Origin of the sequence: Clostridium sp. UBA7791 (assembly GCF_002480755.1) — a bacterium.
In the GTDB taxonomy this organism is placed as follows: Bacteria; Bacillota; Clostridia; order Clostridiales; family Clostridiaceae; genus Clostridium_J; species Clostridium_J sulfidigenes.
The window spans coordinates 208,620-232,386 of record NZ_DLCT01000011.1 but is presented as its reverse complement, the minus strand read 5'-3'; the positions used below and the strand labels follow the sequence as shown (position 1 = coordinate 232,386).

Annotated in this window: 21 protein-coding genes; 3 read left to right on the top strand and 18 right to left on the bottom strand. The window is 30.8% G+C overall.

Annotated features, from left to right (window positions below; translation table 11 throughout):
- Positions 1-88: 88 nt before the first annotated feature.
- From cutC to B3Z56_RS14825, 15 genes are all read right to left on the bottom strand, one after another.
- Entirely contained in the window at positions 89-2,629 is a 2,541-nt protein-coding gene (gene cutC / locus B3Z56_RS14895; protein WP_346879116.1) for a choline trimethylamine-lyase, read from the bottom strand.
- A 49-nt stretch (positions 2,630-2,678) separates the two neighbouring features.
- Positions 2,679-4,172 (bottom strand): aldehyde dehydrogenase family protein, encoded by a 1,494-nt coding sequence (locus tag B3Z56_RS14890; RefSeq protein WP_346879115.1) that lies wholly within the window; start codon positions 4,170-4,172, stop codon positions 2,679-2,681.
- A gap of 40 nt (positions 4,173-4,212) precedes the next feature.
- Positions 4,213-4,521, bottom strand: coding sequence for a BMC domain-containing protein (locus tag B3Z56_RS14885; RefSeq protein WP_035134854.1), 309 nt, complete (start codon positions 4,519-4,521; stop codon positions 4,213-4,215).
- 25 nt (positions 4,522-4,546) lie between these two features.
- Positions 4,547-4,843: a BMC domain-containing protein gene (locus tag B3Z56_RS14880; protein ID WP_035134852.1), complete on the bottom strand. Its 297-nt coding sequence runs from the start codon at positions 4,841-4,843 to the stop codon at positions 4,547-4,549.
- A 294-nt stretch (positions 4,844-5,137) separates the two neighbouring features.
- Positions 5,138-5,404, bottom strand: a complete 267-nt coding sequence (locus B3Z56_RS14875; protein WP_346848804.1) for a hypothetical protein — start codon at positions 5,402-5,404, stop codon at positions 5,138-5,140.
- Positions 5,391-6,503 (bottom strand): membrane protein, encoded by a 1,113-nt coding sequence (locus tag B3Z56_RS14870; protein ID WP_035134848.1) that lies wholly within the window; start codon positions 6,501-6,503, stop codon positions 5,391-5,393. The genes B3Z56_RS14875 and B3Z56_RS14870 overlap by 14 nt, the downstream gene beginning before the upstream one ends.
- A gap of 120 nt (positions 6,504-6,623) precedes the next feature.
- Positions 6,624-6,890: a hypothetical protein gene (locus B3Z56_RS14865; RefSeq protein WP_346848803.1), complete on the bottom strand. Its 267-nt coding sequence runs from the start codon at positions 6,888-6,890 to the stop codon at positions 6,624-6,626.
- 4 nt (positions 6,891-6,894) lie between these two features.
- On the bottom strand, positions 6,895-7,986 hold the full coding sequence (locus B3Z56_RS14860; protein ID WP_150843634.1) for a hypothetical protein: 1,092 nt from the start codon (positions 7,984-7,986) through the stop codon (positions 6,895-6,897).
- A gap of 454 nt (positions 7,987-8,440) precedes the next feature.
- Positions 8,441-9,271 (bottom strand): MerR family transcriptional regulator, encoded by an 831-nt coding sequence (locus B3Z56_RS14855; RefSeq protein ID WP_035134842.1) that lies wholly within the window; start codon positions 9,269-9,271, stop codon positions 8,441-8,443.
- A gap of 604 nt (positions 9,272-9,875) precedes the next feature.
- On the bottom strand, positions 9,876-11,018 hold the full coding sequence (locus B3Z56_RS14850; RefSeq protein WP_346848802.1) for a 1-propanol dehydrogenase PduQ: 1,143 nt from the start codon (positions 11,016-11,018) through the stop codon (positions 9,876-9,878).
- 277 nt (positions 11,019-11,295) lie between these two features.
- Positions 11,296-12,060 (bottom strand): molecular chaperone DnaJ, encoded by a 765-nt coding sequence (locus B3Z56_RS14845; protein WP_346879114.1) that lies wholly within the window; start codon positions 12,058-12,060, stop codon positions 11,296-11,298.
- 101 nt (positions 12,061-12,161) lie between these two features.
- Positions 12,162-13,319, bottom strand: a complete 1,158-nt coding sequence (gene fliB, locus B3Z56_RS14840) for a flagellin lysine-N-methylase (protein WP_346879113.1) — start codon at positions 13,317-13,319, stop codon at positions 12,162-12,164.
- Between the two features lie 667 nt (positions 13,320-13,986).
- Complete coding sequence (locus tag B3Z56_RS14835; protein WP_346876342.1) at positions 13,987-14,808, bottom strand: DUF3307 domain-containing protein; 822 nt, start codon at positions 14,806-14,808, stop codon at positions 13,987-13,989.
- Positions 14,798-15,472, bottom strand: coding sequence for a SatD family protein (locus B3Z56_RS14830; RefSeq protein ID WP_346876341.1), 675 nt, complete (start codon positions 15,470-15,472; stop codon positions 14,798-14,800). The genes B3Z56_RS14835 and B3Z56_RS14830 overlap by 11 nt, the downstream gene beginning before the upstream one ends.
- Before the next feature lie 283 nt (positions 15,473-15,755).
- Entirely contained in the window at positions 15,756-17,312 is a 1,557-nt protein-coding gene (locus B3Z56_RS14825; protein ID WP_346879112.1) for an ABC-F family ATP-binding cassette domain-containing protein, read from the bottom strand.
- A 263-nt stretch (positions 17,313-17,575) separates the two neighbouring features.
- Here B3Z56_RS14825 and B3Z56_RS14820 point away from each other — a divergent pair, with 263 nt between their 5' ends.
- Positions 17,576-18,751: a class I SAM-dependent rRNA methyltransferase gene (locus B3Z56_RS14820; protein WP_346876339.1), complete on the top strand. Its 1,176-nt coding sequence runs from the start codon at positions 17,576-17,578 to the stop codon at positions 18,749-18,751.
- 75 nt (positions 18,752-18,826) lie between these two features.
- On the opposite strand, the gene B3Z56_RS14815 is transcribed toward B3Z56_RS14820, so the two are convergent.
- The 3 genes from B3Z56_RS14815 to B3Z56_RS14805 all read right to left on the bottom strand — a co-directional run bounded on the left by B3Z56_RS14815 (position 18,827) and on the right by B3Z56_RS14805 (position 21,296).
- Positions 18,827-19,081 (bottom strand): phage holin family protein, encoded by a 255-nt coding sequence (locus tag B3Z56_RS14815; protein WP_035134826.1) that lies wholly within the window; start codon positions 19,079-19,081, stop codon positions 18,827-18,829.
- 528 nt (positions 19,082-19,609) lie between these two features.
- Positions 19,610-20,326: a 2-phosphosulfolactate phosphatase gene (locus B3Z56_RS14810; protein WP_150845450.1), complete on the bottom strand. Its 717-nt coding sequence runs from the start codon at positions 20,324-20,326 to the stop codon at positions 19,610-19,612.
- A 34-nt stretch (positions 20,327-20,360) separates the two neighbouring features.
- Positions 20,361-21,296: a TIGR01212 family radical SAM protein gene (locus tag B3Z56_RS14805; RefSeq protein ID WP_346876337.1), complete on the bottom strand. Its 936-nt coding sequence runs from the start codon at positions 21,294-21,296 to the stop codon at positions 20,361-20,363.
- A gap of 308 nt (positions 21,297-21,604) precedes the next feature.
- On the opposite strand from B3Z56_RS14805, the gene B3Z56_RS14800 reads away from it, so the two are divergent.
- Both B3Z56_RS14800 and B3Z56_RS14795 read left to right on the top strand, forming a co-directional pair.
- Positions 21,605-22,681, top strand: a complete 1,077-nt coding sequence (locus B3Z56_RS14800) for a transporter (protein ID WP_414632262.1) — start codon at positions 21,605-21,607, stop codon at positions 22,679-22,681.
- A 159-nt stretch (positions 22,682-22,840) separates the two neighbouring features.
- The gene (locus tag B3Z56_RS14795; protein ID WP_346879132.1) at positions 22,841-23,737 is read left to right on the top strand and encodes a radical SAM protein; all 897 of its coding nucleotides are present in this window, start codon (positions 22,841-22,843) and stop codon (positions 23,735-23,737) included.
- Positions 23,738-23,767 lie beyond the last annotated feature (30 nt).

Genomic DNA, 23,767 nt, shown 5'->3' with positions numbered 1-23,767 from the left:
TTACCTTGATTTTTAATATATATCTTATTTATAATCTGTAATCTACAGAACACTGCTGCAGATTACAGATTTTATACAATTTTTTTAATTAAAAGTGTGTAAGCACAGTTCTGCTGATAATTTCATCTTGAACGTCTTTGCATAACTCAACAAAGAATGCACTATATCCAGCAACACGAACAATTAAATCACGGTATTGCTCTGGGTGTTTTTGTGCTTCAAGTAATGTTTTGTTATCTAAATAGTTGAACTGCATTTCTCCAAGCTGAAGGGCACATGCACTACGTAGTAATGTAATGATTCCATTTTCACCTTCAGGTGTATCAAGAAGACCCGCTACTAACTTGAAGTTATGAACCATACCTATATTCATATCCTCGCAAGACATTTTAGAAACAGATTTAATTATAGCAGTAGGTCCTTTAAAGTCAGCTCCTTGAGTTGGACTTATACCATCTGATAAAGGCATCCATGCTCTACGTCCATTTGCTGTAGCTCCTGTAAGTTGTCCAAATGGAGTGTTGTTTGAGATTGATAAAGTACCATGGCTAAGAACTGAATATAATGTCTTATACTTACGATGTTCTTGCTCAGTAAAGTTAATTAAATCCGCAGCAATTAAATCTGCATAATCATCATCGTTACCATACTTAGGTGCTTCTAAACAATCTTTTTTAAGTTGTTCATATCCAACGAAATCAGCTTTTAAAGCTTCGTTCATTTCTTGTAGTGTATATTTTTTATCTTCAAATACTAATTTCTTTATAGCTGCCATAGAGTCTGCATAAGTAGCAAGACCACTCCATACTACTCCTGGTCCGAAGTTATACATAGCTCCGCCTGCTTCTACTCCTCTACCATTTTCCATACATCCTTCATACATCATAGACATAAGTGGTTTTGGTGCAAGGTCTCTGTGAACACGTTGAGAAATTACTGTAGCAACACTTGTCCATTTAGTAATGAATTTAATTTGCTCTTTAACAGCTGCTTCAAATTGCTCGTAAGTTTTGAAGTTGCTTAGATCTCCCATATCTGGGCATACTTGCTTACCATACCATAGTGGTACACCATGGTTAAGAGTAAGTTCTATACATATAGGCCATTGAGTATATCCTGTAGAAGTCCATTGATATAATCTTCCTGACTTCTGTGGCTCAACACATCCCATTAAGCAGTAATCTCTTGCATCTTCTATAGAAACACCTTTAGCTAACATCATTTTTATATGAACGTCATCAAAGTGACATGCTGGGAATCCCATACCTGCACGGATAACATCAACTATCTTTTTAAGATACTTTTGAGGTGATGCTTTGTGTATACGACAAGCTAAAGTTGGTTGATATATCTTAACATGACGAACTGCATCCATTAGAAGGTATGTTAATTCGTTTGTAGCATCTCTTCCCTCTCTAGTAACTCCACCTAAACACATGTTAACGAATGGTTGGTAACCTGCGAAGAATTTAGAAGCTCCTTCACTTGTAAGCCACATCATCTCAGACATTTTTATAAGCATACAACCAGATAACTCAAATGCTTCAAAATCAGTCATACGACCAGCTTCAATATCCGCTTTGTAGAATGGGTACATATATTGGTCAACACGTCCTATAGACATACCTGTTTGGTTTTCTTCAACTACAAGTAATGATTCTATAGTCCAAACTGATTGAATTGCTTCCCAGTAAGTGCTTGGCTTATGAGCTGGAACTCTAGCATTTACTTCTGAAATTTTTAATAACTCAGCTTTACGAGTAGGATTAGTTTCTTTTGCAGCTAATTCTGCAGCATAATCTGACATACGTTTAGCGTATATCATAACACCCTCTGCAGTATCGATTAGAGATTTGTAGAAGTATATTTTTTCCATATCTTCTGGTCTTTCATAGCTAAGGTCAGCTAATTTCTCATTACATTCCTTTACTATGTCAAGCATACCTTTTTTCATTAAGATAACGTCGTATCCTGGGTTAGAGTCTCCTCCTCCATTTAATGCGTGGTATGAACAATCTGATACGAAAGATTCTCCAGAAAGTTCCCATACTCCAGCTTCTCTGTATTGACTCTCACAGTATTCATCAATTGATTTACCTTCCCAGAATGGGAATAATTCTTCACGCATGATCTTCTTATCTTCTTCTGATACGTAGAATGGGTCTTGAGCACGAGTTCCTATTGTATCAAGTTCGTCTCTCATCCATCTCCAAGATATATCAGGAGAGAAAGATCCAGCACGTGGTTGTCCATTTGGTGCACCAACGATAAGTTCATTATCTTGAATTACTAATGGTGCAGTTTCACAGCAACGCTTGAAAGACTTACCACGTAAAATTGCCTTAGGTATACCAGGGTTTTCTTTTGCTATTTGAGTAATAACTCTTGCTTTGTGAGTAGTGATTGTTGGTACATGAGTTAAGTATTTTTCCTTTAACTTAACTAAACGCTCTGTTATTCCATCTGGAATTTGACCATTATTGTCACACACAACACAGCTAGTAGTTGATTCATCCTTTGTTATTTCTTTGGAAACACTAGAAAACATCTTCATTAAACTAGCACGTTCTTCATCAGACATGTTTTGAGTTGCTTCCATAAACTTATTTGAAAATTCACGAATATCCAATTTATTCCCTCACATTCTTTAATATATTTCATACATTTTGTATGACCTATTATTTTAAGTCATTTAAAACTTTTTTCAAAATACTCTCTAATAGCTTAACACTATCAATTTCATTTGCGTTTAATTTATCTTTTAAAACTTCATAGTTGGAATCCTCTTTATTGTCCATCATGCCAACAATTTCATCTGCCTTACGAACCCCATATCCAACTTTACGTACATATATTAGGTTCATAGGTGATACATTATCTGAAGTCATTCCATGCCCTGCAGATCCACTGCCTAGAGTCATTGATGGAAACAAGTTTGTGGTTGCTCCCATACTTCCAAAAGTTCCTGGAGTGTTAACAAGTACTCTTCCAACAGGTTTTTTTAATGCAAATTGACGAATAACCTCTTCATCCTTTGAATGTATAATAAGTGTATGTCCATGTCTCTCACTAAGTAATAATTCTATACACTTTTCACAAGCATGCATCCAGTCATCTTCTATATAAAAAGCTAAAACAGGACAAAGCTTTTCTCTTGAATAAGGATTTTTTTGAGATACAAATTTTTGCTGAGAAATAAGAACTCTTATATTTTCAGGAACACTGAAGCCAGCCTTTTTAGCTAAAAATTGTGGCGTTCTCCCGATCATATCCATGTCAGAACTTCCATCTTTGTAATATAAGATTGATGCCAATTTTTCAGCTTCTTCTTCTGTCATAAAGTATCCACCATTTTTAATAAGTTCTTGTTTTACTTCAGCTACTATACAGCTATCCACAACAATTGATTGCTCAGCAGCAGATACAACTCCATAATCGAAGCTCTTACTATCAATAATATCTTTAGCAGCTTGCTCAATATCAGCAGTACGTTCTATAAATGCTGGACCATTTCCATTGCCACCATAAATTACTGGTTTGCCGGACTTATAAGCTGCATCAAGCATTTGTGGAACCCCTGTATTCATTATTAGTGAAGTATCTTTATGATTCATAAGTTCTAATGAACCACTTGAAGTCACTGTATGCAAATATGCAAGTGCACCTTCTGGAAGCCCTACCCCTTCTCCAGCTCTAATTAAAATATCAATTGTTTTAGAAATTGTATTTTTAGCTCCTGGATGAGGTGAAAATATAATTGCATTTCCTGACTTAATTGCAATTAAGGCTTTATATATTGTTGTAGAAACAGGACTCATTGATGGAGAAAAGGCTATAATAACACCCATTGGTACTCCTATATCCTTTGTCTTGTTCATTTTATCTTCACTAATGACACCTACACAATTCATACCCTTAAGTCTATTTTTCAGATACTTACACACAAAGTGATTTTTAATATGTTTATCTTCCCACTTTCCACATTCAGTTTCCTCATTAGACATTTTTGCAAGTTCTTTTAAATGTTTTTCAATCTCTTCGGTCATACGTTCAACTATCTCATCAAGTTTTTCTTGTGGGAAAGCTGCTAGTTTTCTTTGTGCCTCACGAGCATTTTCAACAAGAATTCTCGCTTCCTGCATGGAGAGTAAATCATTATCAATAATATTCATTTTTCTCTCTCCTTTTTCTTATAAAAAATTTTTCTATTTATTATTCTGTTACAAGATTTGTAATTGCATAACGTTTTATTATTTTTTCTAGATCTTGGTGTGGTCTTGGAATAACTATTGAACTATAAAGGCTTCCACCTTCCATTCCTTCAACTGCTGCAACACCAGCATCTACTGCTGTTTTGCAAGCACCAACATCACCACGAACTAAAACAGATATATAACCTGACGCAACGTTTTCATATCCTATTAGTTCTACATCTGCTGCTTTGCACATAGCGTCTGCTGCTTCTAAAGCAAAAACCAGACCAAAAGTTTCGATTAATCCTAAAGCTTCATATCTTGACATATGTAAATCATTTCCTTTCTATGCTTTATGCGTCGATATCGTGTACTGAAACGATATCTCCAACTTCTTTAATAGGACGTGGCATAACATTGTGTGCTGTTAATTTACCAATTGCTGCCGCTGCTTCAGCACCTGCTTCTACAGCAGATCTTACTGCACCAACATCACCTTTTACCATAATAGTTACAAGTGTTGAACCAACATTTTCATATGAAATCAATTCAACATTAGCTGCCTTAAGCATTTTGTCTGCAGCCTCAAGTGCAGGAACCAATCCTATTGTTTCTACAAGGCCTAAAGCCTCATCTCCATAATATCTCATTACTAATTCCTCCTTCCTATTTTTAGCTCAATATACTTTAGCTTAACTACATAACTTCTATATATTATATTTATGTTTGCATGCATCTTTTGTTTGTTCTTATATATTGATTATATCCCTTACCCTTTGGGGGAAAGTCAATATATTTCTTGCATTAAAATTCTTAAATATTTTTACAAGAAATTATGCTGTTAAGAGTAAAGTCTTTTCTTAATGTTTAATAAGAATAACTATTTTACTAAATTCATAAGAGATTTTTCCTTATAAGCATTACCCTATGGGTAATGTTAAAAATTAATCTCTTATGTATTTGTTAATTGTTGCTGCACCATCTTCATGGGCATGATAATAAACCTTTAATTGGTTGTTTTTATCTAATTCAAATCTTGTTTCCTCAATAAGACCATTTGCTTCTGCTGTCATTAACGCAGTAATTACAGCGTTCTTTTTTAAAGCTTTAAAATTTCCATATTGTCCCTTTAACGCTTCTATAACGTCATCTGCGCAAGCTTCTTCTACTTTAGTGAAATATTTTAATATTGCATAATTAAGCGGCTTCATCTATTTTATCCCCCTCTTTTTTTCCTCTTAATAAATCAAGTGGATTCATAGATATTGTAAGGATACCAAACATCATTATTACAGCTCCAATCCAAGCAACTGAAGGTAATGACCATCCATCCATTCCACCATATACTCCTAATAACAATAAGCAGAATAATGGTCCAAAGAATGAATATGTACCGTTACATGCAGTTCCAAGCCCTGCTCCACACATACTGTTTCCAGCATACCATGTCATAAATGTGATAAATGATAAAAGACCACTTAATGCAAACCAAATCATTGCAGGACCACTTGTAAATGCTTGTATAGCAAGGTCAACAGAAATGTTCATTCCACCAGCCATAATTCCAAAAACAGGAACTAAGATGAATAAATTTGCTATACCTGATGTAACTTGACGAATACAAATACCAATTTCAGGATCGATCATTGATGTACCATATCCAGCTACACAACCTTCAAATCCCCATGCAAGAGCTGCAATAATAGCTATTAAAATACCAATTAAAGTACTTGCTGAAGCTCCACCACTAAAGCCTGTACTACCAATTAAGAAACTAGCAAATACACATACTGCAATACCTAATGCCATACGTTTATTTAATTCCTGCTTATATAAAATTTTACCTAATATAGCAGCAATAGCAGGGCAAAGAGCTGATATTGGAACAACTATTGGTCCAGCCATTTGAAGAGCTATAACATAAGCAGTACCAGCTATAGGTCCTCCAATAAGAGCTGCTAATATCATAATTCGTCCCGGAGTAGTGTTAATGCATCTTACAAAGTCTTTAAATTTACCTTTTACTAATGCAAATGAAATCGCCCAAACTGCACTACATGTATCATTTATTGCATTACCAAGTGCAGCAAGTAAGTATGCTATAACAAATGCTGATAAACCTGCTGAATTAATGCCATACCAGTCACCCCATACTCCTTTTGTCATACCCATAGTCAGAAATGCTGTATATAACCCATAGGTAAGTCCTGAAAATAAAGCTAGAGATATACCCTTTTTGAAGAAATCACTTGATAATTTCTTCTTTGCAGCCATAGCTTGTGGGCTTACTGCTTTTGAAACTTCCTTCATAAAATAAAACTCCTTTCAATTAACCATATCTTTTGTATATTAATAAATAATTATGGCTCATCCCTATGAAACATAAATTATAGCAATGAGCCTTTTAATTAATTAATTCAAAAAATTTTTTTAGTCTTTTATATATTTGTTGATTGTAGCAGCACCATCTTCGTGGGCTCTATAATAAACTCTCAACTCACCATTTTTATCTAATTCAAATCTTGTTTCTTCAATGAGACCATTTGCCTCCGCTGTCATTAACGCCGTAATTACAGCTTTCTTTTTCAAAGCTTTAAAGTTGCCATACTCTACTTTTAGAGCATTTATAACATCATCAGCGCAAGCTTCATTAATTTTTGTAAAATATTTTAATATTGCATAATTAAGCGGCTTCATTATCTTATACCTCCTTCTTTTTAAACAAATCCATTGGATTCATAGCTATTACAAGGATACCGAACATCATTAATACCGCAGAAATCCATACGATTGGAGGTAATGCCCATCCGTCCATACCGCCTATCACTCCAAGAATTATCCAACAGCAGAATGGACCCCAGAAGGAATATGTACCATTACAAGCCATACCAAGAGCAGCACCACACATACTATTACCGTTATACCAACTCATGTATGAAACAAAAGCACAAAGACCACTTAGTGCAAACCATATCATTGCAGGACCACTTGTAAATGCTTGACTAACTAAATTAGTTGAAAATTTAATCCCATCTCCAAATATCATTCCAAATAAAGGTACTAATATTATTAAGTTTGAAAGCCCAGATGTAGCTTGACGAATTGTAATACCAATCTCTGAGTCAATCATAGATGTACCATATCCAGCTACGCAACCTTCAAATCCCCATCCAAGAGCTGCAATAAATGCAATACAAATTCCAAGGAACATTCCAGCTGGAGCATCTCCACCAATACTAGTACTTCCAATCATAAAGCTAGATACAACACAGATGGCAATACCAAGCATCATACGTTTGTCTAGTTTTTGTTTGAATAATATTCTTCCTAAAATAGCACCGATAGCTGGACAAAGAGCTGTAATTGGAATAACAATTGAACCCGCCATTTGTAAAGCCACAACAAAAGCTGTACTTGAAATTGGTCCTCCGATAAGAGCTGCCAATATCATTACAGCACCTGGTTTGGTTTTAAGACATCTGAAGAAATCTCCAAGTTTACCTTTAACAGTTGCATAAATCACTGCCCAAACAGCACTACATGTATCGTTTACGGCACTACCAAGGGCACCAAGCACATATGTAATAACTACTGCTGATAAACCTGCTGTATTAGCACCATACCAGTCACCCCATACTCCTTTAGTCATTCCCAAGGTTAAAAATGCTGAATAAAATCCATACATAAGACCTGAAAAAAGAGCAATTGAAATACCTTTTTTAAGGAAATCAGATGATAATTTGTTTTTTGCAGTAATGGCTTCTAAACTTACCGTTTTCGAAACTTCCTTCATAAAATAAATCCCCTCCACTTAGTTTGATAATAACTTTTAAATTTATATTACTAAATAAAAATTTACAATGAGTACGTTTTGTGATTGTTATAATTTGGGATATTTCATTTTAAAACTATTGAATAACTTTTCATTTGATATCTTGTGGTTATTTTATTAACAATTAAATTATATGCCTTTCCCTATGGGGTAAAGTCAACATGTATTTGTCATCAAAATTCAAAAAAAATTAACACAACTAACTTAATAAATAATTATAAGTTAGTTGTGCCAGTTGTTTTAAGTGCTAAATACTAGTTTCCGTCAATATCATGGAGTAGAAATTTTATTTTATAAAAGAAATATATGTATTTTTTTCAAAAGATATATTTGTATTTTTTTACAAACCGAGTTTTATCGACATTTTATCCCTTACCCTACGGTCAACGTTTTCAGTATTTTCAGTTTAATGAATCTATCTCTTTCTTCTAATTTTAATCAAAATTTCCGTTACAAACTTGTCAGTGTTTTTAGTTGTCCAATAATCTGTTACATATCTTTCATAAGATTCTTCAGAACATATGTAATCATGTTCCTTAGCCCATTCTTTTATTTTTTTATATGTTTCATTAATTGTTTCATGAGTACCTATATGATAGCAAGAAGCTGCTAACCATCCACCAAATTCAATACTTTCTTCGTCCTTACACTTTAAAATAGTCTCTTGCATTATTTTCATCTTACTACATTTCCCATTAATCTTATCCTCAAAAGATGGAAAACATATAATTACAGGACCTGTTATTGCATTATTTATACTATCAATATAATTGTTAAACTCTATGTTAATTATACACTCCATATAATCATAATTAAAATTTTGATTTAAGAATATTAAATTGCGCTCATCAATATATTTTATAGAGACATCACAAACATTATTTTCAATTACCATCTGTGCCTCAACTATAAGTGCATGCCAATCTCTTACAGATCTTATCTTTAAATTTATTTCCTTTTCAAGTTCTCTTAATTCATCAATTTTTGTTCTAAAACTTTTATCAAAAAAATCATAAGTTGTTCCTTGTAAAAAAGCTCTCATTTCTTCTAGCTTAAATCCACTTTGCTTATAATATTTTATTACTGGTACAGATAGTAAGTTTTTCTTGCTGTAATATCTATAGCCACTTTCATCAGCTACTTTATCAGGTGATAATATACCCATTTTATCATAATATCTCAGTGCTTTTTTTGTTATTTTACATATCTCTTCCACTTTTCCTATGGAATATAATTCTTCTCCCATACTAAGTTCACCTCTTTTATAATATTTTTAGCCGTTTTTAAAATCTAAATCATTTTATTCCAAAGATTTTAAAACTTTATTAAAAAGAATTTCCCCCACTAAATGTAAAGAATATAAGGAGGAGTCCTTATAAGCATTAAAAAATAACTTCACCTTTTTAATATTTATAAACATTTTAAATTTATTCTAAGAGCCACGAACTCTTTGCAATTTTCAAAATGTTTATCATAAACTTATATATAATAAAAATCCTAATGAAATTTTAGCTAATTGTTATATCAAACTTTTTGTATAAATAAATGGATATTATTATGATTATGATGAGAATTATAAATACTTAATTATGTGATTTTGAATAAACAGAGTTTGATAATATTCAAAAATAATTGAAGAATAATATTTAACCTTAAAATGAATATTTTACCATGTGAAATTAAAGAAAAAATATATTATTCGTATAAACAATATTACATATTATAGTCAAACTGTAAAGAGGAAATTTATTACATCAAACTAAATGTATAACATTCCATCCTAAATTTAAGGAGTTTAGCAGAACCAATAAAAAAACCACCCATTAATGAGTGGTATAAAATACAAAATTTTATCCAAAAACTTTTTCTAAAATTTTTGATAAATCTTCTCCTGTTACTTCTTTAGGATTTGCTGTTGTACATATGTCATTAAGAGCTGCTTTAATGATTTCTTCTTTTGATGCTTCAGCTAGTTCCATATCAGCACCTTGTTCCTTTAATGTTGTTGGAATCATCAAAGTCTTTTGAAGTTCTACAATACTTTTAATTAAATTATTAACACCAATATTTACATTTGGTGCATGCAACTTCAATAATTTGGCAACTCTTTGATACTTTTTAGATGCTATGTCATATTCTACATTGAAAGCACCCTTATTTAAATTGGCATTATATTCTATTACATAAGGAAGTATCATTGCATTACTTCTTCCATGAGAAATATGTAATTTCCCACCTACAGCATGAGCTAAACTATGAGTAATTCCTAAGCCAGCAGCATTAAAAGCCATTCCAGCAAGACATGATGCATTGTGCAGCTTTTCTCTTGCCACTACATCATTTCCATCAGCATAAGCTAGTGGTAAAAATCTAAAAGCTAAAGTAAGTGCTTTCTCTGCAAGAGCATCTGAAAAATCAGTAGCATTCTTTGAAACATAAGCCTCTAAAGCATGTGTAATAACATCCATTCCTGTATCAGCAGTTATAGCCTTAGGTACAGATTTTACTAGTTCCGGATCAAGAATTGCAACTGTTGGAAGAAGAGATTTATCTGCAAGAGCATACTTTAACCCTTCTTGTTTATTAGTTATTACTGCATATTCAGTTACTTCAGACCCTGTACCACTTGTAGTAGGTATAGCATAGAATTCTTCTATAGAAGAAGCTCCACCAGTAATTTTTTTTGCATATTCTCTCATAGCTTTAGCTCCATCAATTGATGAACCTCCACCAAGAGCTATCATAACCTGAGCATCACAATTTTGTAATTTCTGAATGCCTTCAGCAATAACTTCTACAGATGGATCAGGTACAATATCACTAAATACAGCTACTTGACAATCAACAAGCTTTTGCTTTACTTTCTCAGCCATACCTGATGTTTCCATGAATTTATCACATACAATTAGCACTCTTTTATTCTTGATTTCATTTAGTTTTTCTAAAGAGCCTTGTCCAAAATAGACCTTTGTGTTAATACTAAATTCTTTCATATACAATCTCTCCTATTTTAAAAATATTCAAGATATGAATGAATTAGTTTTCTTTACTTTAAAATAAAATTAACCCACAATTATAACAATCAAAAAAGTTTATAATAAACTTTACTTGATTCATTATATCAATAATAAAATACTATTGCAACAGAAGGTTCGGTCAGTTTCAGTAAAGTAAAGTTTTTCAAGTTAACTTCTTAAAAATATAATAAAAATTATATTTTTTAATTATAAAAATATAAAATACTAACAATTATATTTCTACCACTTAACATTAAAAAACAAACTTTTTTAATTTGTTATTTACTTTACTTAACGTAGATACAAGAATTTTTAGGATACTTGGTAAAAATAAAGAAACTACAAAGCCCACAGCACATAATACAAATATCTTATATTTAATAGCATGTCCAATATAAATTTGATATCCATGGATAGCAGATATAGCTATAGCTGCTATTATTATAATCTTAGATGCAATCCAAGATATTATATTTAATATTTTACATAGAAATATTATTATGGATAATATAACTACCACAGGCATGAGCAATATCTTAAGTGACAATTGAGTAAGGGAAGATTCACTACTCTTTTTATTACTTCCTACTTTTCTACTACTATCCCTTTTACTTTGTTTTTCAGATTTAATATTGTCTCTATCTTCTGTAGACTTCTTTTTAGATTTTTTTTGTTTTCTTATTGATGTACTCTTTGAAGATGATCTCCCCTTTTCTTTACTAACTGTAGATTCTTGTTCATATTCATTAAAACTTTCATAGCTATTACTATCATTTTTATGAAAATTATTATTTAAATCTTTCACTTGATTATCTATAATCACAGTTTGCTGACTTTTATTTTTTTCTCTCTCTTCCTTTATTTTTTCATAAGCTTCATCAAATACTTTTATAAAGGATTTTGCTCTTTTTTCATCTTCTATCTCTTCTTTAAATTTATTTATCCTATCTTCATAAGCCTTTGTTATCTCTTCCATAGATGTATTTTTATCAACACCTAAAATTTTATAATGTTCCATATCTCTCCTTCTCCAACTATAAGTTTAATTTTTTCATTTGTAATCTAATATTTCAAAATCGAAGTAGTCTAAATATTACTTAATTATCTAATACCTTATTTTTAGTTTATTAGTATATTTATAATTCTATCTTCTTTAAATACAGGATTTCTTTTAAAAATCTCTGCCAAGGTGTCTATATTCTCCTCTAAATGTTCAATGTCTTTAGAATATGTATGACTCATATCTACCATATCCTCATCACTAAGCTCTCCACTTTCTATCCACCTTACTACACATAACTGTTTAATCATTAAATAACTCACCACGGCAGTCTTCACTTTAGCAGCCACATCATAATCAAAGACAGCCTTCATAAAGTATCTAAACACAAAATAAACTAATATATTTTCAAACTTATACATATTATCTTTATAAAAATTGTTAAATTCCTTATATTTATCTAGATAAATATCTTTATTCTCAGCACTACTCTTAATATAAGATAACACCTTATCTAAGCCTAAGGGATCATTGTTATTTATATGCTTTAAGCCTTTAAATACATAAAAATACTCTTCTATATCAGTATACCATTGTTCTTTATCTCTAATAGTTTTATTAAGATCATCACTAGTCTTGTTTATAAAGTTTTTATCCATATATCTTTCTTTAATGGTCTTTAAACTAGTTAGATCGTCCTCATCTATCTTATCCTGAACTTCCTTTGCAAAGTCAAGAATTATAGCAGCTCTTATATTTAAATCAATACTACGATTCTGAAGTATATTAAAAATTATACTTCTGCACTGCATAAGGTCGATAAATAGCATGGCATCAATATCGTTATAGGAAGTTATAAACTCATCATTTTCACTTAACTCAAATTCAACCTTATTAGAATCACCTAGTATTATCCTTGCTGCCTCTGGACAGGAAAGTGATATACCTATTTCTCGTAAGTTCCCGAACTCCTCCATATACCTAGGATACTTCTTGCAAGTATAGCAAAGACCATCTTCTCCAAGTTCATTATATATATCACATAATTTGTTTTCATTTAGAAAGGCACAATTTCCTTTTTTCAATACAAATATATTGTCTTCTCCATCATTGACTATCTCACTTCTTAGTCTTTCTCCAAAGCTACCACTAAGATTTTCATAGTAATCATAAGTTTCTTTATCAATAACAATTTCCCAACCAGCACAACATGTATCCTCACACTTGTCTGCTATACATTTGAATTTATTAAGATATTTTGGTACTCTTATTTTCATTTTTCACCTCAAAGTTTTTATTATATATTTAAGGTATCTGAAAATAAATAATAAGTCAAAGATGGGAAGTATATTTTGAGTTAGACAAGGAAACAGGTTCCGCAGATAGTAGCACTATCTAAGGGTTCTGTTGACGCAGTATAACACAAAATAGACGAACATTCTGACTTATTTATTTTTCGAAGATGCCTTATGTTAAATTCTATTTTATCATATTCTCATAATTTTATATTGTAAATATGCTTTTACTTATTCTAACATCATTCTTTTCTTCTCACACTCTTATTTTTTTAAAAAATATACTTTTATCAAAAACTATATGCTTTAACCTGAATTATTCATAGAAAAATAAAAACCATGCATAGCTTGATACCTATATTTATTAACATTTTGCTTTTCACCTAAAAAATGATGAAAATATAGAAAAGGAGTCCCTCCTTTGTTATGGTTAACTTGCAGAAAAACACTTAACAATGGAGAGACTCATATGAATAGTTTAATAGAAAAATATGTGAATTAAACAAGAAAATTAAATTTAATAATCTATAGCGGCTAAGATTGTTACTGGCTGTAGATATATACCATTTAAACTATGCAGTAGTTGTCCTTATATAAATAATTTTAGTGAATAACTCAAGTTAATATATTAAAATATCTTATTAACCGATTAAAAAATAAAGTTATAAATAACTATAACAAATAAAGTACTAAATAATGTTCCAATTAAATAATACTCACCAAATTCTGCATCCTCAGAAATCTTATTATATCTAGCAATTGACTTTGCTGTTAAAATGAATCCTATAGCCGAGTATTGATTACTATATAAAAACATAGCAATTATTATACGTTCTAAAAAACCTATAACTGCGCCATTATTATTACCATTGTTAGCAACGCTGCTATTGATACTATTGTTAACTACCGAATTATTACTAGTAACTAAGTTTCCCTTAGGCTTACATTCTGAAAATATTATTTTAAAAGTTATATTTGCCGGCTTATGCATACATAACACCATCAATGCCCATTTTAAAACCGTTAATCCATCGATACCCAATATATTATATCCAATATACAATGTATCTATTGGATGATATAAATTCTCCCTAAAACAAACTATTACGGCTATAAGTAAAATTATATGTACAACTTGATCAAATATATATACCATCCATGATTTAATATACTTCTTTACTTTATTCTTTTTACATGCAGTATGAAATATTTTTAAATATCCCTTATATAAATAATATTTTACTACATCGATCAATAAATGAGCTAAGCATAATAATAGTATTAATCCTGTTATCTTATAACTTTTCTTAAACAAAAGTAAAATTAAAATAAATGGAATGCTATAGAATACTGAATGTTTAAATACGCCACCTATTTTTTCCTTCTTTAGCTCTGACATTTCATCATCTTGCAAATAATAATCCCCAACCACATGTGCTATCAAGCACAGTACAATAAATTTAATCTGCATATTTATATTCTCCCCACACTTCCATCAAAACTCTATTCAAACTATGTTTTACATAAATATAATTATAATATCCTGAGCTCTTTAATCTCCTTTGTACGCTTGATTGAACTAAATTTAATTCATTAGCAATTTCCCTTTGAGTTTTATTTGAAAACATTATTTTTTCAATAAGCTCTCTTTGCTTATCTGTCCACTTCTCTTCTATAAAGTAACATAAGCATAAATTATTATTAATTAAACTAACTATATCAGTTTTATAAATCGAACTAACCCCTATATCTGTATTATATTGTGATTTACTGTTTGTTTTATTTAATATTTTAATCTCCTCTATCATTTTTCTAGCATAATGATATGCTGGACCGTCAGCCCCTAATGCCATCTCTTTATTTATATTAGTATCAATATTACCAATCCCAACTCCAAATCTAATTTTTATAGGATACATTTTAAACTTAATTTTATCAATAATATCAAATAAATGAATAGGATTACTTAATAAACCTTGAAATTCATCTCCTAATGTAATAATAAATTTTGCAGCAATGTTTCTTTCATATTCAATATTTATATCTTTTAATATATGATTTAATTTTTCCTGAGCTTCATTTCTATTTAATATCTTTTTTGACTCAACTATATCACCTATAATTGCAAAGTACATGCTTATTACCTCATAATTTCTTAAATATTTCTTTAATTTTAACATTTATTAGATACTTTTTCAATGATGATGCATTTACAATAGCATCATCCCTTTTGATGCACTCATAATAGCATCATCACCTTTGATGCACTTATAATAGCATTATTACTTTTGATGTACTTATATTATATTCTACATTTTTCCTTTTTGGGTCCACCAATTTTACTTATTCAATATTTTAAAATTTAAAAAATGAGGTGTAAAATAACACCTCACCTAACAACATAACTTTAAATATGCATTATACAATCTTCGTCGTCCAATCCTCACAGTTCCATATATCTGTTACTACATCTTTATAAAACTCTGGTTCATGGCAAACTAGTAATATAGTTCCTTTATATTCTTGTAATCCTCTCTTTAATTCATCCTTTGCTTCTACATCTAAGTGATTGGTAGGCTCGTCAAGGATTAGTATATTGGTTTCCCTATTTATAAGCTTTGCAAGTCTTACCTTGGCAGCTTCTCCTCCTGATAGTACCATAACCATGCTTTCTATATGCTTAGTAGTTAAACCACACTTAGCTAAGGCTGCACGGACTTCGTATTGAGTGCAGCTAGGGAATTCCTTCCAGTATTCTTCTATACAAGTATTTTTATTTCCTGATGCACCTTCTTGCTCAAAGTATCCTATTTGTTGATAATCACCTAGGGTAACTTCTCCACTTATAGGTTTTATGTCTCCCATAAGGCTCTTAAGTAGAGTTGTTTTTCCAAGTCCATTGGCTCCTACAAGGGCAATCTTTTGTCCTCTTTCCATAGAAATATTAAGAGGCTTTGTTAATGGACTATCATATCCTATAACCAAGTCCTTAGTTTCAAAAATAACCTTACCTGATGCTCTTCCTGTTTTGAAGTTAAATGTTGGCTTTGGCTTTTCCTTAGAAAGCTCTATTCTATCTATTTTATCCAACTTCTTCTGCCTTGATTTAGCCATGTTAGATGTAGCAACATTGGCTTTATTTCTTGCAACAAAATCTTCAAGTTTTGCAATTTCAGCTTGTTGCCTTTCATATGCTCTTTCAAGCTGTTCTTTTTTTGCTTCATATATTCTCTTAAACTCTTCATAGTCTCCTACATATCTACTTAACTTTCTATCTTCCACATGGTATATAAGATTAATTACAGAATTTAAGAAAGGAATATCATGAGATATTAGAATAAATGCATTTTCATAGCTTTGTAGATATCTCTTCAGCCACTCTATATGTGCTTCATCTAAATAGTTTGTAGGCTCGTCTAGAAGTAATATGTCTGGAGTTTCAAGTAGAAGCTTTGCAAGTAAAACCTTAGTTCTTTGGCCTCCACTTAAAGCCGTTACATCTTTATCTAGCCCTACATCTAAAAGTCCTAATCCCTTAGCAACTTCTTCAACCTTTGCATCTATAACATAAAACCCGTTATTATCTAGCATATCTTGAATAATAGCAGTTCTTTCTAATGCCTTATTCATTTGTTCTTCGTCCATTTCACCCATTTTCCCATAAAGTTCATTCATTTCAGTCTCTAAATCAAATAGGTATTTAAATGCATCTCTTAGTACATCTCTTATAGTTAATCCTTGTTCTAAAGCTGCATGTTGATCCATATATCCTACCCTCACATTATTAGACCAAATTACTTGGCCTTCATCAGGCATAAGTTTACTAGTTATTATATTCATAAAAGTAGATTTACCCTCACCATTAGCTCCAATTAAACCTACATGTTCCCCTTTTAATAGTCTAAAGGATACATCTTCAAATATTGCTCTATCCCCAAAACCATGACTTATATTTTTAACTGTAAGTATACTCATACATTTTCCTCCTATATCCTTCTGACTATCACCATTAAATGGTATGCGTTAAAAAAATTCAAACCAAGAATATTATACTTTACTGCCAAAGATTTTTCTATGGTAAAAATTAAATAATTTATTTGCAAAATCCTCTCTATAAATTTATACTATAAGAGGTCTAAATAAAGTTTAGGAAATTTAATTTTTATATAGAACAATTTTAAATTTGACAATATAAATTATTATTAATAATTTATTGTTTTGATAATAGGAGGATGTAAATGGCTTGTAAATTCTATCTACTAAAGGGAAAAGGAAAAAGTGTGGAGAATGGTCACCTTTGGGTTTACTCTACTGATATAGAAGAATATGATGGTGAATATGAAAATGGAGACATTGTAGAAGTATATAATTGCAGAGAGGAATTCATCGGAAAAGGTTATATTAATGATGTTTCTAAAATTACTATAAGAATTATGACTAGAGATATCAATGAAGAAATTGATGAAGAATTTTTTAGAAAAAGACTTAGAGCTGCATGGGAATACAGAAAAAAGATAATAGATACTTCTAGCTGTAGGTTTTTGTTTGGAGAAGCTGATTTTGTACCTGGACTTATAATTGATAAATTAGAAGATTACTACGTTATTCAATCTCTAGCTCTAGGCATTGATAAATATAAAGATATCATTGTAAAAATTCTAGTAGAAGAATATGGTGCTAAAGGTATTTATGAGAGAAGTGACGCTAAGGTTAGAATCCTTGAAGGCATGGAACAGATTAAAGGCTTTTTAACCGAACCCTTTGATACTATGATTCAGATAGTTGAAAATGGCGTTAAGTACTATGTTGATGTTGAAAATGGGCAAAAGACAGGATTTTTCTTAGATCAAAAGGAAAATAGAGCTGCTATACATAAGCTTTGCAAAGATGCCACTGTGCTAGACTGCTTTACTCACACTGGTTCCTTCGCATTAAATGCTGGTGTTGCTGGTGCTAAATCAGTATTAGGAGTAGATATATCAGAGCATGCAGTAGAATTCTGTAGACGTAATGCAGAGCTTAATAATCTACAAGATGTAGTTAAATTTGAATGTCACAACGCCTTTGATGTACTTCGTGAGTGGTCTGATGAAGGCAGAAAATATGATGTGGTTATCCTTGACCCACCAGCCTTTACCAAATCTCGTTCTACTATAAAAAGTGCTACAAGAGGATATAAAGAAATAAACCTTCGAGGAATGAAATTAGTTAATAAAGGTGGTTATTTTATAACATGTTCATGTTCTCACTTTATGAATCCTGAACTGTTTAGAGATACCATTGCCAGTGCAGCTAAAGATGCAAGGGTTACCCTAAGACAAGTAGAATTTAGAACTCAAGCTCCTGATCATCCAATTCTTTGGAATAGTGATGAATCATACTACTTAAAATTTTATATCTTCCAAGTGGTTTAATTATTTATAAAGAGCTATATAATTTATAATCTTATTTGATTTATAAATTATATAGCTCTTATATTTAAATCTTCTTTACTCTTTCTTTTGACTTTGTTTTACTAGTTGGTTAGCATATACACTAGCCCCAGTAACTAAAACACCCTGAATTATTGCATCAGCACTAAAACTGTGCATAACTCCCATAGATAACAGTATGCCTACAGGAAGCAAAATTACTGGTATATATTTATCATTTATCTTCTCTATTCCTTTTAAAATCATACCAATTATATATAGCACTGGTATTAGTATCAATGCATTCTCTGTAATATAACTAAAGAATTCCATAAATATTCCCCCTTTATATATTTTATTCATTTTATCCTTACATGAGTACATTATTTTATATAAATTCAATAAAATTTTAGTTATTTACTACTAGGTATACTTATGCATATCACTTATGATTTCACTTATTTTTACATATTGTAATTTTATTCTTTGATTTTCTTAAATTATAAGGATAATGAGATATAAATTTGTTGTACAGTTTTTATTGAATGTTAGTTCTAAAAGTGTAACAATAATAATATAGTAATATTTGGTAAAAGGTGATGTTATGAAAGGCTTATCCATTCTAAGATTTGTTCAGATTGTTTTTTGTTTCCCTATAATAATATTGTTTGCTACCTCTAAAATGAATGGTATTGAGCAAATTATTTTCATAGCTCTCTTTACCTTATATACTGTAGTATATGAAGTTATATTTTTAACTTTAGCTAAAAGAAAAAGAACTACTAAAAGCAGCAGTTCTTAAAATAGATTTCTAAGCCTCAGTAGGAGTAAAACTCCCTCTGAAGCTTAGAAATCTGTTCATTAATATATCTTTATTTCTCCATCCTTGTATTCTGGAACTATATTTATTAAATCCTTTGAAAGGCAATATCTTAAATCTTCATTATACCTGAGATCCTTCATCCTTTTATAATGAAGTGCATCTTTTACAAAACTTATTATACTAGGATTATTTATATATACATATTCTGAAGTTTTTGCTATATCTGTTAAGGTGCAATGGTTTTTCATTATATCTCTTAAACAGTTGATTATATACCCACTTGTTATAAAGTCATCCATAGAGAACTCTCCATCGGTTCCTGCATTTACAAAGGTTACATCCTTATTTAACTTAGCTAATTTTTCTGCTACTACTCTTCCATTTATTAAAGCACCTATAAATATCTTCTCTGCTTCCTCACTATTTTTAATAGCTCTAGTCCCATTTGTGGTAGTCATTATAAGACTCTTACCTTTTACTATATCCTCAATGTAGTCTAAAGGTGAATTGGAGAAATCAAATTTATCTATTTTTATTCCCCCTCTTTCTCCTCCTAAAAGATATTTATTTTTATCTTTACTTGCAATATCTATAGCTTCTTCTATCTCTTTTACAGGAATTATTTTATCACAACCATTATTTAATGCTGTAACCATTACTGAAGTTGCTCTTAAGACATCAATAACAACCACTATCCTATCTTTAAATTTTTCTGGCTTAATATGTTGTGCAGATATAACTACATCAATATTCATGTACTATTCCCCCCTGATTATACATTTAATTAAATCAATCTTCTTTATAATATTTTCCTTGATATAGGTCTTCAGTGACTAACTTATTATCTATGGCGTTTAAGACTTCCCACTTTTTCAAACTCCACATAGGACCTACTAATAAATTTCTTGGAGCATCTCCTGTAAGTCTATGAATTACTATATCCTGTGGTAACATTGTTATAGCCTTAGTTACAAGTTCAATATATTCATCCATTTCTAGTAATGTAATCTTGCCTTCATCTAACAGCTTTTCTAGCCTTGTATTTTTCATTACATGAAGAAGGTGAATCTTAACTCCTTTTATGGGAAGCTTAGAAATATACTTAACGGTTTTTAACATATCCTCTTTACTTTCTCCTGGAAGTCCAAAGATTATATGTGCCACCACATCTATTTTCCTTTTATGTAGTTCCTCCACTGCTTTTTTAAATATTTCTAACTTATAGCCTCTATTTATAAGGGTAGCTGTAGTATCATTGCTAGTTTGAAGTCCAAGTTCTACCCAAGTATATACCCTTTTTGAATAGTCTTCTAATAATTCTAACACATCTTCTTCTAAACAATCTGGTCTTGTAGCAATGGCAAGTCCAACCACATCCTCTTGTGTTAATGCTTCATCATATTTTTTCTTTAATACTTCTACAGGCGCATAGGTATTTGTATAAGCCTGAAAATAAGCTATATACTTACCATCTTTCCACTTTTTATTCATCATTTCCTTTATATCAACAAACTGCTCAGTTATAGATGATAACCTATCTCCAGCAAAATCTCCTGAGCCACTCTCAGAGCAGAATATACACCCACCTTTTGATAATTTTCCATCTCTATTAGGACATGTAAATCCACCATCTAATGATATTTTAAAAGTTTTTTGTCCATTAAACTTTTTTCTTAAAAAATAATTTAAATTATGATATCTCTTTCCATTAAAATCTTTTCTCATTTCTAATCTTCCTATCCTATTCTTCTGTTATCTATTTTAAATATATCCATATAGTAATCTTCTATATTCAATTATAGTTTAACTCTTTTATCTTTCAAAATCCACTAAGACATCTTCAAAAAATAAACAACTCAGAATGCTTGTCTATTTTGTGTTATACTTCTCATCTTTGACTTATTATTTATTTTCAGATACCTAAATGAAAATTTACTAACAATACTTTAAAAAGTTTTCCACATATTAATAGTTTTCCACATATTCTTGTGTGGACTTCAATATAAATATACAAGCTATCATAATTTGGGGGGATAACTTTGAAGAATCTTAAATTAATTTTTCAAGCTGCCACTGTTTTTATTGGCACCATTGTAGGAGCAGGCCTTGCTTCTGGTCAAGAAATAACTCAATTTTTTTCTACCTATGGGTTTTCAAGTTTTTATGGACTTCTACTCTGTGCAGTATTTTACATAATAATAAGTTCCATTATAGTGTCTATAAGTTTAAAATATGACTTAAATTCTTATACTGATTTTATAACCCTTGTAAGCCCTGGTTTCTTTGGAAAAATAACAGATTATCTTACTAGCTTCTTTTTAATCTCAGGAGCTGCTATAATTCTTGCAGGTAGTGGTGCTTTACTTTATCAACACTTTGGAATTCCAAGACTTGTTGGAGTGTTTGTAATGGCTGGAATTGCACTTATTACCTTATTAAATGACACTAAGGGCCTAATAGCTATTAATTCCATAATAGTACCTAGCCTTACTACTATAATTATTACTATATTTGTCCTTTATCTTCTCTTTTCAAAGGATACTATATCTATGGACTATATGAAACAAGTACCAGTATACAAAAACCTTATTATAGATAAACAGTGGATTATATCATCACTTCTCTATGCAGGATTTAACATGTTATCCTGTAGTGGAGTTCTTGTTCCCATTAGTAAAGAAATCAAAAATAAACGCCTTATTATTTCTGGATTAACCATTGGGGCTCTTGTCCTTACTCTACTTGCTTTCTTAATTAATTCAATGTTAATGGCAAATATACCTGAAATCTTTAAATATGAAATTCCACTACTCTTTGTAGCTAGTAAGTTTATCTCTTTAATGCAAATTCTTCTTTTATGTATTATTTGGTGTGAGATGTTTTCTACAGAAGTTTCAGATATATATAGTGTTGGTAAGACCCTTGAAAATAAATACAACATCCCTTATAAGAGAGGTGTTATACTCATTCTTTTAATAGCCCTTCCTATATCTCAAATAGGCTTTAAACAGCTTATAACTTTCTTATATCCCGGTTTCGGAATAGTTAGCTTAGTATTTATAGCTCAATGCATTGGGTTCTACTTTAAAATGAATAAGGTAAAAAAATAATTAAAACTTATATAGGCTACTTCACTTTTTGCTCCTCTTTAATTATACTGATGTTATATAAGATTAACACTACTATGTTAGTAGTGTTTATTTACTTTCAAATATAAATATAGTATTTGCTATGTTTACTATGTAAGGAGATAATTAATTATGAAAGATTTGACTGCTCTCAATAATTGTAATATATGCCCTCGTAATTGCGGTATAAATCGAAACTCTGCAAAGGTAGGCTTTTGTAAAAGTGGAGCTAAAGTAAAAGTTGCTAAGGCCTATGGTCATATGTGGGAAGAGCCCTGTGTGTCTGGCACTAATGGTTCTGGTACAGTTTTCTTTTCAAATTGTAACCTTAGATGTGTATTTTGCCAAAATCATGATATTAGTCAGTCTGACATAGGTAAGGAAGTTTCTATAGAAAGATTAAGTGAAATATTTTTAGAGCAACAAGCTAAAGGATACCATAATATAAACTTAGTTAACCCTACTCACTATATACCTCAAATAATAATTGCTTTGGATAAAGCTAAAGAAAATGGACTTAATATCCCTGTAGTTTATAATTCCAATGGCTATGAAAACGTAGAGAGCATTAAAGCTCTTAAAGGATACATAGACGTATATATTCCTGATTTAAAGTATTTTAATGATAAATATGCAATAAAGTATTCTTCTGCTCCTAACTATTTCACCATAGCGTCAAAGGTTATTGAGGAAATGGCGGATCAAGTAGGTATTCCAATATTTAATGATGAAGAAATTTTAATTAGAGGTGTTATTATAAGACATCTAATGCTCCCTGGACTTTTATTCGATTCAAAAAAAATAGTAGATTACATATATAAAACCTTTGGAGATTCAATATACTTAAGCCTAATGAATCAGTATACACCTATGTTTAAAGCAGCAGAATATGATGAAATTAATAAACCTCTTAACCCTAGTCATTATGACTCTTTAATAGATTACTGTATAGATTTAGGCTTTAAAAATGCCTTTATCCAAGAATGTGGATCTAACTCAACAGTTTATGTCCCAGATTTCAATCTGCAAGGGATTTAAAACTCTAATATTATAAAGCTCTTTAACCGT